10 protein-coding genes are annotated in these 10,890 nt (G+C 73.2%); 5 read left to right on the top strand and 5 right to left on the bottom strand.

What is annotated here, in order from left to right; all coding sequences use genetic code 11:
- Positions 1–259 precede the first annotated feature (259 nt).
- Positions 260–2,074: a hypothetical protein gene (locus QZ749_RS14280; RefSeq protein ID WP_296948128.1), complete on the top strand. Its 1,815-nt coding sequence runs from the start codon at positions 260–262 to the stop codon at positions 2,072–2,074.
- A gap of 72 nt (positions 2,075–2,146) precedes the next feature.
- Positions 2,147–3,184, top strand: a complete 1,038-nt coding sequence (locus QZ749_RS14275; protein WP_296948126.1) for a PHB depolymerase family esterase — start codon at positions 2,147–2,149, stop codon at positions 3,182–3,184.
- A 76-nt stretch (positions 3,185–3,260) separates the two neighbouring features.
- Here the strand turns inward: QZ749_RS14275 and arfB are convergent, their stop codons facing one another.
- On the bottom strand, positions 3,261–3,659 hold the full coding sequence (gene arfB / locus QZ749_RS14270) for an alternative ribosome rescue aminoacyl-tRNA hydrolase ArfB (protein WP_296948124.1): 399 nt from the start codon (positions 3,657–3,659) through the stop codon (positions 3,261–3,263).
- A gap of 75 nt (positions 3,660–3,734) precedes the next feature.
- On the opposite strand from arfB, the gene QZ749_RS14265 reads away from it, so the two are divergent.
- Positions 3,735–4,142 (top strand): hypothetical protein, encoded by a 408-nt coding sequence (locus QZ749_RS14265; RefSeq protein WP_296948090.1) that lies wholly within the window; start codon positions 3,735–3,737, stop codon positions 4,140–4,142.
- A gap of 262 nt (positions 4,143–4,404) precedes the next feature.
- Here QZ749_RS14265 and QZ749_RS14260 read toward each other — a convergent pair whose 3' ends face one another.
- From QZ749_RS14260 to QZ749_RS14250, 3 genes are all read right to left on the bottom strand, one after another.
- Entirely contained in the window at positions 4,405–5,013 is a 609-nt protein-coding gene (locus QZ749_RS14260) for a hypothetical protein (protein ID WP_296948086.1), read from the bottom strand.
- Positions 5,014–5,292: 279 nt separating this feature from the next.
- The gene (locus QZ749_RS14255; RefSeq protein WP_296948083.1) at positions 5,293–5,571 is read right to left on the bottom strand and encodes a hypothetical protein; all 279 of its coding nucleotides are present in this window, start codon (positions 5,569–5,571) and stop codon (positions 5,293–5,295) included.
- Positions 5,572–5,674: 103 nt separating this feature from the next.
- Positions 5,675–8,092 (bottom strand): TIM-barrel domain-containing protein, encoded by a 2,418-nt coding sequence (locus QZ749_RS14250; protein ID WP_296948080.1) that lies wholly within the window; start codon positions 8,090–8,092, stop codon positions 5,675–5,677.
- 161 nt (positions 8,093–8,253) lie between these two features.
- On the opposite strand from QZ749_RS14250, the gene yddG reads away from it, so the two are divergent.
- Positions 8,254–9,159 (top strand): aromatic amino acid DMT transporter YddG, encoded by a 906-nt coding sequence (yddG, locus tag QZ749_RS14245; protein WP_296948078.1) that lies wholly within the window; start codon positions 8,254–8,256, stop codon positions 9,157–9,159.
- 48 nt (positions 9,160–9,207) lie between these two features.
- Complete coding sequence (gene xth, locus QZ749_RS14240; protein ID WP_296948077.1) at positions 9,208–9,984, top strand: exodeoxyribonuclease III; 777 nt, start codon at positions 9,208–9,210, stop codon at positions 9,982–9,984.
- Positions 9,985–9,997: 13 nt separating this feature from the next.
- Here the strand turns inward: xth and QZ749_RS14235 are convergent, their stop codons facing one another.
- Entirely contained in the window at positions 9,998–10,603 is a 606-nt protein-coding gene (locus QZ749_RS14235) for a TetR/AcrR family transcriptional regulator (protein WP_296948075.1), read from the bottom strand.
- Positions 10,604–10,890: the final 287 nt, after the last annotated feature.

The following is a 10,890-nucleotide window of genomic DNA, read 5'->3' as shown; positions in this document are numbered from 1 at the left end:
ATATACCTCTTCGGCAGAAGCGCCATTCTGCTTCATCTCTTAGTAGGGGAATGGATCTTCGTTCATGTTGCGAGTTCACTCCGAGGAAAATCATAGATTGTACGTCTGCTTTTGGCAGATAGCGGACGGTCGGCACTGCCCAGTGTACTCGGCTGTTGCCTACTGAGCAACCACAGGGTTTTGTTAGGCGCTCTTAGGCTGTGTCTTTCCAGAAGGAAGCGGACAGCCCGGCTGAGCCGTTTTTGCTACCCTGTCGCCCATGATGGCATCCACGCAGGCACTCCGTACCCTCATCCCGCGCCCGATGGCGCGCCGCGCCGCCCTGCTGTCGGCGGCACTGCTCGCATGGCTCCCGGCCACCACGTCCGCCACGCCCGCCGGCACGCCGGACGCCGCCGCACCGGTCCAGGCCACGCTCGTCATGCACGGCGTCGACGCCATCGACGTCAGCTACCGGCTGCCGCCGGCCTGCAAGGCGCTGGCCTTCGTCAACGACGGGCTGCGCGCCCAGGCGGCCGTCCACGTGCGCAGCGACTGGACGCCGCTGGACGACTGCACCACGATCGACTTCCAGAGCATCCGCCCGGCGCGCGCCGCCTGCACCACGCTGCGCCTGCGCGTGCCCGCCACCGCCCGTGCCCGCGATACGCGCGTCTACGGCCAGGTCGAGCCGTGGGCGCAGCCGGTCGGCGACGGCCTGTATGCCCATACGTCGGCCTACGCCGTGCAGGGCTGCGGCAAGGTCGACTGGCGCTTCGAGGCGCCCGGCGGCACGGTCATGGTCGACGGCGCCACGGCGCCGGACGCGCTCGCGCGGCGCGCCGACGACGCCGGCGCCAATGTGCACGCCCACGCGCTGGCCGAAGCACACCCCGGCCGCGCGGGCCTGGCGGCGCTGCTGCTGGCCACGCCCTACCGCGCCGATGCGCCGCCCTTCCACGCCGACGACCGCGTGCCGGCCGCCACCCGGGCGCTGCTGGCCGACACGTTCGCCGCCGCGCTGGGCGGCCTGCGCGCGCTGTTGCCGGCGCTGGCGCCGGCGCCGGCCTATGCGCTGGCGCTGCCCGACGACAGCCCCGCGCTGCGCGCCGACGTCGCCAACGGCACCGTGCTGCGCCTGCTGGTGCCGGTGCACGAACCGCATGCCCTGCCGGCACGGGCGCGGGCGCTGCTGGCCCACGAGGTCGCGCACCTGGCGCAGCCGCGCGGCTGGCCCGCGCCGTCCGGGGAAGACGCCGGCGCGCTGCGCGAGGGCGGCGCCGAGTTCCTGCGCCTGGCGCTGGCGCTGCGCCTGGGCTGGATCGATGCGGCCGCCGCGCGCGACGAACTGGAGGCGGCCGTCAACGGTTGCGCGGCCGCGGCCGGCGCGCGGCCCTGGCGCGCGATCGACGGCCGCGGCCACGGTGCGCTCTCGCGCCAGTGCGGGCTGGCCCTGCACGCGCTGGCGCTGGACCGCGCCGCGCGCGCGCCGGCGCTCGAACGGCTGCAGGCGCTGTACCGGGCGCCGGCCGCCGGCATCGACGCGGCCGCGCGCGCGCTCGAATGCGGCGCGGACGGCGCCTGCACGCCGACGCTGGCGGCACGCCTGCGCGGCGCCACGCCGCTGCGCACGCTGCTGGAGGACGAGGCGCGCCGCCCCGGCGCGCTGCTGGGGGCGGCGCCGGCCTGGGGGCCGGCGCTGAGCGCGACGATGGCCGTGCGCCACCTCGAACTGCTGGTGCGCACCGACTGCCACGGCCGCGCGGGCGTCTTTCCCGACCCGGCGGCGCCGCGCCTGGGGCCGGGCCTGCGCTGCGGCGTGCTGCGCGACGGCATGGTGCCCGAAACGGCGGAAGGCCTGCCCCTGTTCGCCGGACATGCCGCCGTCGCCGCGTCGGCACGGGCCTGCCGTACCCGCGGCAGCACCGTGCTGGGACTGCGCGGCGGCGCCGCGGTGGTCGTCCCGTGTGGCCGGACGCGCGGCCTGGACGTGCGCGTGTTCGGCGTCGATCCGGCGCGGGTCGGCGCCCTGCTGGGCGTCCCGGCGCGGGCGGCGCAACCGGCAACGTCGACGCTGCCGGGCGGCGCGCGCTGAGGCATAATGCCCGCTGCGGGCATGCCAGGCAGTCTGCGCGGCCCGCGCCGATACCGACCGACTGGAACGACCATGAGACCTCTGCTGATTTCCCTGTTCGCCTGCGCCCTGCTGCACGGGACCGCCGGCGCCGCCGCCCTCGACGCCGAACCCCTGCCCGCGCTGCGCGCCGACCTGTCCCGGGTCTCGGTGTCGGGCCTCGACGCGGGCGGCTTCCTGGCCGCCGACCTGGCGACCGCCTATTCGGCGACGTTCATGGGCGCGGGCATCCTCGAGGCCGGCCCCTACCACTGCGTCGGCAGCCGCCCCGCGAACGTGTCGCCGCTCGCCGCGGCGCAGGACTGCATGGCGCCGCTGTCGGCGGCGCTGGCGCCGGACCCGGCGGCCGCCTATGCGAGCGCCGTGCGCGACGCCGCCGCCGGCAGGATCGACCCGGTGCGCAACCTGGAGCGCCAGCGCGTCTACCTGTTCGCCGGCCAGAACGACCGCATCGTCAAGCCCGCGGCGGTGGCGGCCGCCGACGGCTACTACCGGCGCGCCGGCGTCGCGCCGGAACAGCTGCGCTTCGTGCAGCATCCCGAGGCCGGCCACGCGATCGTGACGAACTCGGCCGACGATTTCCCGTGCAACGCCGCGGCGCTCCCCTACATCAACCAATGCGGCTTCATGCAGTCGCACGAGATGCTGCGCCACATCTACCCGGACATGACGAACGCCCCCGCGGCCCGCCCCACGGGACGACTACTGCGCTTCGACCAGGCCGCGTTCGTCGCCGGCGCGCGCACGGCGATGGACGCCAGCGCCTGGGTCTACGTGCCGGCGCGCTGCGCGCAGGGCGGCTGCGCGGTGCACGTGGCGCTGCACGGTTGCCGCCAGGGCCAGAGCGCGATCGGCCAGCGCTTCGTGCAGGGCACCGGCTACAACGAATTCGCCGACGCCAACGGCATTGTCGTGCTGTATCCGCAGGTCCATGCCAGCGACGTGCCGGCCAATCCGCGCGGCTGCTGGGACTTCTGGGGCTACGCCGACGCCGCCACGCTGCACACGCGCGACGCGCCGCAGGCGCGCGCGATCGTCGCGATGGTGCGGCGCCTGGGCGCGGCGCAGTAGGCGCACGGCGGACCCGGCCCGCGCCGGGGCGACGGCACACGCCTGGCGCGTCGCGCGGGCCGGCCGGGACGGATTCCTAGTCGCGCACCCTGCCGCGCAGCGCCTTGACCTGGCTGCTGCGCGCCTTGGCGTCGAGACGGCGCCGCTGCGCGGCACGCGTCGGCCGCGTGGGCCGGCGCACGGTGTCGACCACGCTGGCCCGGTCGACCAGTTCCTGCAGGCGCCGCAGCGCCTCCTCGCGATTGCGCTCGAGGCTGCGCGAGCCCTGGGCCTTGAGCACGACCACGCCGTCGCGCGTGATCCTGCCGTCCGCCAGCGCCCGCAGGCGCTCCTTGACCGGCCCGGGAAGCGAGCTGGCGCCGATGTCGAAGCGTGCCTGCACGGCGTTCGACACCTTGTTGACGTTCTGCCCGCCCGGCCCCTGGGCGCGGATGGCGGTGAACTCGACCTCGTCCGGCACCAGCGCTACCGCCATCGCGATCCCTGTCCGGCACTGCCCTTTTCTCGCATAATGCTGCCTTGACCTTCCTGGAACGACCTTGACGCCCCGATGAGCTACGACCTGATGGTATTCGACCCCGCGCTGGCGCCCGCCAAGCGCTCCGCCTTCCTCGCCTGGTACGACGCGCAGACGGCGTGGCCCGAGGCGCACGACTACGACGACCCGGCCGCCGCCGGCGCCACGCCGGCCCTGCGCGCGTTCCATGCGCAGCTCGCCGCGACCTATCCGCCGGCACCGGACGACGGCGAGGAAGCCGCGTCCGGCACCGACTATACCATCGGCGGCGCGCTGATCTACATGACCTTCCACGACTGGGACGGCATCGACGCGGCGCACGACACCGTCGCGCGCCTGGCCGCCGCGCACGGGCTGGGCATGTTCGAGGTCAGCTCGGACCTGGCCGAGGTCTGGCTCCCCGACGGCAAGGGCGGCCTGCGCATCGCGCATACCGACTAGGAACCTGCGCGGCAGACGGGTACAGGCCGCCACTGTCGACAACCGGGGAGCGGCCGGGCCACGGACAAGCCCGTGGCCGGTCCGTTGGCGCGGCCCGTCGCGCCGGGCGATCGTGGCGTCCTGGCGGTCGGGCCGGGCCGCCTGCTGCCGCGCCGCCTCCCAGGGGCCGTCCGGCGACGACCATACCGCTGGCCGCCAGGGCGTCGTTCCGGGCGGCCGGCGATCCGGAGGGACGCGGGAACGCGGGAACGCGGCGCCAGGCTCAGCCAGGCGCCTGGCCGCGGCAGGCGAAGCCGTAGCGCGTCATCGCGCAGCCGCGCCGGTCGCACTGGCGCTGGTCGTAGCCGTGGGCGCGGCACTGCATCAGCGTCTCCTCGCGACGCTGGCGGGCCGATCCCGCCGACGCGGCGGTCGGCGCGGCCACCGCCCGGGTACGCTGCGGCGGCGGGCGGCGGGCGGCGCGCCCCGCGACCTTCCGCTCGGCCTGCGTGGCCTTCGCCGTCCTGCCGGCCGGGCGATCAGCAGCGGCCGCCATCGCCGCCGCCGGCACGGCCGCTGCGGCGGCCGGCGGCGACGCTGTGTCGACGGGTTCCTGCACCGGCGTGACGTCCGCGCCCGGGGCGGCGGGCGCGGCGGCGCCGGGATCGGCATCGGCCACCGCCGGCGGGGCCGCCGCCAGCGGCGCGACCGGCGCAACCGGCGCGATGGCCCGGGCGGGCGGCGCCGGCTCCCGCACGGCCACGGCGGCCGGCGGTTCCGGCGTCGTGTTCGCCACCACGACCAGCGCGCCGTCCACCCGGCTTTCCTCGTACAGCCAGAGGCCGCCGGCGGCGACGGCCGCCAGCAGCGTCGCGCCCAGGCTCCAGGTCACGGCGCGCCGCTGCCACAGGCTGCGCCATTCGAGCCGCGCATCGCGCTCGGCGTCTTCCTGCAGGCGCTCGGCCAGCCAGGCGGGGATGTCCTCGGCCGGGGGCGCGGGGGTGGTTGCGGGGGTGGTTGCGGACGTGGGCGCGGAGGTGGCCGCCGGGTCGCGCGGCGCCGGCGGCGCGGCGCGCGGCGCACCGGCATGGGGAGGCGCTGGCGCGCGCGGCGCGGCTGCGCCGGTCGCGCCATCGCTTGCGGCGTCGGTCGCGGACGGCGGCGGCGCCGCTTAGGTTGCGGTCACGGTCGGCGGCGCGGGGCGCCGCCAGACGCGCGGACGCGGCGCGTCGTCGGCGCGCGCCCGCGCCGGCGCGGCGGCCGCCTGCGGCGCGCGCGTGGCGCGCTCGATCAGCGCGCCGCCGTCCGCCGGCAGGGGCGCCCCGGGCGCCACGGCCGCGGCGTCGGGCGCGGCGGCGGCCGGCGCGGCGGCAATGCCGGCGGCCCGCCCCTGGCGCGGCGCATCGCGGGCGCCGCTCTCGTCGATGTCCTGCAGCAGTTGGGTCTTCATGGTGCCTGCGCCAGCGTGGCGCGTCTGCTTTCCCGAACGGCAGTGTAACGAATCCGCCGGGATGCCGGAGCGCGCCTGACGCGGCGCAGCAACCCGAACGCCGTCAGAGCGTGATCGCCACCTCCAGCGGCGCCGCGCGCAACGTCGGCAGCTTTACTTCAAGCAATTTACGTTTCGCATCCCAGCGGTAGCGCAGCGCCTTGCCGCCGGCCGCGACGGCACGCGGCCTCGCCGCGACGTTGTGCACCTTCAGCACGAAGTCGCGGGCCGTCGGCGTGGCCGCCGCGCCGGTCTCGGGCGCCAGGGAAAGCGCCAGGCGCGCGCCGTCGAACGTGCCGCCGAAGCGCACCAGCTCGTACTTGCCGGCCTCGTAGGCGTGCGGCGTCGCGCCGTCGTCGTCGTACAGCTGCCCCTGCGCCGAGCGGACGCCGGCGTCGTGCCAGTAGTGCAGTTCGAGCGCGCGCGTCGTGTAGTCGCGGGTCGTCTGCACGGGGGCCGCCAGCGGGACGAAGGCGCCGGCGCGCACATAGGTCGGGATGTGTGCACGTACCGGGGTCACGGTCTCGACGATGCCGCCGCGGTGCGGCGCGTCGGTGTAGAAATCGAACCAGGTGCTGCCCGGCTTCGGGAAATACACGTCCTTGCGCGTGGCGCCCGGCTCCGTCACCGGCGCCACCAGGAAGTCCGGCCCCCACAGGTAGGTGCTGGAGAGCGTCCCGGTCGGGACCATGTCGCTGTCCGGTTCCTCGAACATCACCGGGCGCATCAGCGGCATGCCGCTGCGGCTGTTCTCGAAGGCGATGGTGTAGTTATACGGCAGCATCGCGTAGCGCAGGCGGATCGCGGCGCGTGCCAGCGCCTTCGCGGCCGGCGCGCGGAACACCGGCTCGGACGGCACCGATTCCTGGGCATGCGGGCGGAAGATCGGCTGGAACACGCCGTACTGCAGCCAGCGCACGTACAGCTCGTCGTCCAGCACCGGGCCGGCGAAGCCGCCCAGGTCGGAGTGCATGTAGGCCTGGCCCTGCATCCCCATCTGCAGCGCGATCTCCATCTGCGACTGCAGGCCGCCCCAGCCGCGGCTGACGTCGCCGCTCCAGGGGATCATGCCGAAGCGCTGCGACCCTGCGTATCCCGAGCGCATCAGGATGAACGGCCGCTCGGCCGGGAAGTCGCGCGCGTAGCCGTCGGCGATCAAGCGCGCCCACTCGTGGCCGTAGACGTTGTGCACCGCGTCGGCGCTGCCGGCCGCGTGCTGCGCCTCGGCGGGATGCATCTCCGGCTCGCCCAGGTCGCCCCACCAGCCGGCCACGCCGCCGGCCTTCAGGCCCTTGTAGATGTTCCAGAACCAGTCGCGCGCGCGCGGCTGGAACACGTCGACCAGGCCCGTGTTGCCGAAGTAGAAGTCGTAGGTGAACGGCTTGCCGTCCTTGCCGGTCGCCAGCACGCCCTGCTGCGCCGCTTCCTGCCAGCGCTGCGAGGTGGTGAGGATGAAGGGTTCGGTGATCACGACCGTCTTGACGCCCTTCTTCGCGAAGTCGGCCATCATGGCCTCGGCGTGCGGGAAGGTGTCGCGGTCCCAGGCCAGGTTGCCCATCGTGCCCTTGACCGTCTTGCCGAACCAGTACAGGTCGAGCACCACGGCGTCCAGCGGAATGCCGTCGGCGATGAACTTGTCGACCACGGCGCGGGTCTCGGCCTCGGAATGGTAGCCGAAGCGGCTGGCGAAATTGCCGAAGGCCCAGCGCGGAGGCAGTGGCTGGCGCCCGGTCAGGCGGGTGGTCCCGTCCACGACCTCGGCCCAGTCGTCGCCGGCCACCACCTGGTAGGTCTTGGGGCCGCCCATCACCTCGTAGCGCAGCGTGCCGTCCTTGCGGCTGTCGAAGTCCAGCCAGCCGGCCTGCGGATTGTCGAAGTGCAGCGCGTAGCGGCGCGAGGACAGCGCCATCGGGATGCCGTAGCCCATCTGCTCGGCGCGCGCGCCGAAGCCGTACGACGCCTTGTTGTACAGGCGGTAGCGCTGGCCGCGCCGGTCCATGTGGTCGGCGCCCACGGCGCGTGCGCCGGCGCCGTACAGCAGTTCGTCGCCAGCCAGCGCGAATTCGATCGATTCCAGCTCGCCGGCGTGGCCGTAGCCTTCCTTCTCCGCGACCAGCGGCCGGCCCTTGTAGGCATAGGCGATGCGAAACGGCGACTTGTCGATGGTGACGGCGATGCCGGGGGTCGCCAGCACCACCTGCGCCCCGTCGTCGCGGACGTCGAACGGCGTGGCCTGCGGCGCCAGCACCACCGCGTACGAGCCGGCCGCGGCCTGCTCGCCGCGCGGCACGAAGGTCGTCTCGACGATGTTCCGGGCGTAGGGCTTGATGACGTAGCGGCCGTCGCTGGTGGCGATCTCGACGCCACCGGCATCCAGGCGCTGGAGTCCGAGGTAATGGCGCTGCGCGTTCTGCGCGAGGGCGGATGCGGCGGGCGCGGCGGCCAGGCAGAGCGCCAGGCCGGCAAGGGCGGTGGTCTTCATGGTGTCTCGTCAGGTTGTTCTCGGGTTTGCCCGGGAGCATGCCAGATTTTCGCCATTTTAGGTAGTTAATTTACCAACTACGGGTACAATGGACGAAAACGTCGGAAATCCGCTGTAGTTTTACTACATCGGCGACCGCCATCCTTGCCTGCCGCCTCGCCATGCACCTTCCTTCCATCAGCGCCCGCTCGCGCGCGACGCTCGTCGGCTTGCTGGCCATCGTCTTCTGGAGTTCCCTGGTCGGCCTGCTGCGCCGCGTCGGCGAGCGCTACGGCGCCACCGGCGGCGCCGCACTGGCGTATACCGCGGCCTCCTTGCTGCTGCTCGCCACGGTCGGCCCGACCAGGATCCGCGACGTGCCGCGCCGCTACCTCGCCGTGGGCGGCCCGCTGTTCGTGGCGTACGAGCTGTGCCTGGCACTGTCGATCGGCCAGGCGCACGGCGGCCGGCAGGCGATCGAGGTCGGCATGGTGAACTACCTGTGGCCGGCCTTCACGATGGCCAGCGCCATCCTGTTCAACGGCCAGCGGGCGAACTGGCTGATGGTACCGGGCGTGGGCCTGGCCATCGCGGGCGTATGCCGGGTCCTGGGCGGCGAGCGGGGATTCGACGCCGCCGCGCTGCTGGCCAACGTGGGCGACAATCCGTTCAGTTACGGCCTGTCCTTCGCCGGCACGCTGGTCTGGGCGGCCTACTGCACCGTCACGGCGCGGCTGGCCGGCGGCAAGAATGCCATCACGCTGTTCTTCATGCTGACGGCGCTGGCCCTGTGGGCCAAGTACCTGGCGTTCGGCGGCGCGCCGCTGGACGCCGACCCGCGCGGCCTGGCCGACCTGGCGCTCGCCGCCGCGGCCATGGGATTCGGCTACGCGGCCTGGAACGTCGGCCTGCTGCGCGGCCACGTCACGGTGCTGGCCGGCGCCTCCTATTTCATTCCCGTGCTGTCCGCCGCGCTGGCGTCGTACATGCTGCGCGCGCCCCTGTCGCCGGCGTTCTGGCAGGGCGCGTTCCTGGTGTGCGGCGGCTCCATCCTGTGCTGGCTGGCCACGCGCGCGGGCCGCGCCTGATCGGGTATCATCGCCGCATCGCCAACCCCTCCGCCACTCCCGCGCCCCATGAGAATCGCCACGTTCAACGTCAACAGTATCAATGCCCGCCTGGGCGCCCTGCTCCAGTGGCTGGACGAGACGCAGCCGGACGTCGCCTGCCTGCAGGAACTGAAGGCGCCGCAGGACAAGTTTCCGGAAGCGGAGATCCGCGCGGCCGGCTATTGCCCCATCTGGCACGGGCAGAAAAGCTGGAACGGCGTCGCGCTGCTGGCGCGCGGCGTCGAGCCGCAGGAAACGCAGCGCGGCCTGCCGGGCGACCAGACCGACGAACAGAGCCGCTATATCGAAGCGATGGTGAACGGCGTGCTGGTCGCCGGCCTGTACCTACCGAACGGCAATCCGGCGCCCGGTCCCAAGTTCGACTACAAGCTGCGCTGGATGGAACGCCTGCGCCTGCGCGCCCAGGACTTCATCGACGCCGGCACGCCGGTCGTCATCGCCGGCGACTTCAACGTGATCCCGACCGGCGCCGACGTCTACAAGCCCGAGCGCTGGGTCGACGACGCGCTGTTCCGCCCGGAGACCCGGGCGGCCTGGGAGCGCCTGCTCGAACAGGGCTGGACCGACGCGCTGCGCGCCATGCATCCGGACCGGACGATCTACACGTTCTGGGACTACTTCCGCAACGCCTACGGGCGCGACGCCGGCCTGCGCATCGACCACCTGCTGCTCAGCCCCGCGCTGGCGCCGCGCCTGACGGCCGCCGGCGTCGACCGCGACGTGCGTGGCCGCGACAAGCCCAGCGACCACGCGCCGACGTGGGTCGAGTTCGACTGGCCCTGACGCGGGTCCGGCCTCAGGCCCGCACCAGCATCAGGGGCAGCGCGCTGGCGATGACGGACTCGATGTCCGGCTGGTAGCCGTCCTCGATCCAGCGCAATGCGATGTGGATGACGCCGCCGACGACGCCTGCCTGCAGCAGGGGATCGTCGGACGCGTCGGGCGGCGCGACGAAGCGCGCCAGATCGCTGCCGATCGCGCGCAGCGCGAGGTCGAGCGCCTTGTCGACGGCGCGGCTGACGCCGCGGATCTCGACCAGGAACACGCGCGCCGAGCGCGGCTCGCGCTGCAGCGCCGCGAGATAGGTGCGCAGGACCGCGCGCACCCGGTCCGGCCGGCCGGCGCCGGCCGCGCTCGCGGCCGTGCGGATCTCGACCATGACGTTCTCGGTCACCGTGCGGAAGCACGCGATCAGCAGTTCCTCGCTGTTCGCGAACGACTCGTAGAAATAACGTTCGGTGAGGCCCGCCGCCTCGCACACCGCTTTCACGGTGGCGTGACGGTAACCGCGCTCGCCATAGACGGTAATGCCGGCAGCGATGAGCTGGCCGCGTCGTTGTGCGCGCCGCTCGTCGTGGGGCACGCCCCGGTAGGTCCGGGGTGGGGATTTCGTTGATGCCATAGCACTATTTTCTCACAGAATCTTGTCATTCATTTTGTGACAATGAACAATTTCACTATTCAGAACGATAACGATTCCGAGAATTCACGCATCCCTCATTTCTGGACGGCAACTACGGCGCTGTTCAAGATGTGTTAGGGAGACAATGCGGGGCGCATGAGGAAGTATGGGCATCCTCGTCGGCATGACGAACCCGCCGCCGCCGGCGTGGCGATACGGCCGGCCGTCGCCAGCACGCAGGCCAGCGCCGCGGCGCGCCATCCCCTCTTCATCCACGCGCCTCGAAC

The sequence above is a fragment of the uncultured Massilia sp. genome, from assembly GCF_913773735.1.
Taxonomy (GTDB): domain Bacteria; phylum Pseudomonadota; class Gammaproteobacteria; order Burkholderiales; family Burkholderiaceae_D; genus Telluria.
Note: the sequence above shows the minus strand (reverse complement) of the source record. Positions and strands in the feature narration are given on the sequence as shown.

What these genes read in the sequence shown, in the direction of transcription:
- QZ749_RS14280 (WP_296948128.1), top strand. Translation starts at nt 260, where the DNA reads ATGATGGCATCCACGCAGGCACTCCGTACCCTCATCCCGCGCCCGATG.
- QZ749_RS14275 (WP_296948126.1), top strand. Translation starts at nt 2,147, where the DNA reads ATGAGACCTCTGCTGATTTCCCTGTTCGCCTGCGCCCTGCTGCACGGG.
- arfB (WP_296948124.1), bottom strand. Translation starts at nt 3,659, where the DNA reads ATGGCGGTAGCGCTGGTGCCGGACGAGGTCGAGTTCACCGCCATCCGC.
- QZ749_RS14265 (WP_296948090.1), top strand. Translation starts at nt 3,735, where the DNA reads ATGAGCTACGACCTGATGGTATTCGACCCCGCGCTGGCGCCCGCCAAG.
- QZ749_RS14255 (WP_296948083.1), bottom strand. Translation starts at nt 5,571, where the DNA reads ATGAAGACCCAACTGCTGCAGGACATCGACGAGAGCGGCGCCCGCGAT.
- QZ749_RS14250 (WP_296948080.1), bottom strand. Translation starts at nt 8,092, where the DNA reads ATGAAGACCACCGCCCTTGCCGGCCTGGCGCTCTGCCTGGCCGCCGCG.
- yddG (WP_296948078.1), top strand. Translation starts at nt 8,254, where the DNA reads ATGCACCTTCCTTCCATCAGCGCCCGCTCGCGCGCGACGCTCGTCGGC.
- xth (WP_296948077.1), top strand. Translation starts at nt 9,208, where the DNA reads ATGAGAATCGCCACGTTCAACGTCAACAGTATCAATGCCCGCCTGGGC.
- QZ749_RS14235 (WP_296948075.1), bottom strand. Translation starts at nt 10,603, where the DNA reads ATGGCATCAACGAAATCCCCACCCCGGACCTACCGGGGCGTGCCCCAC.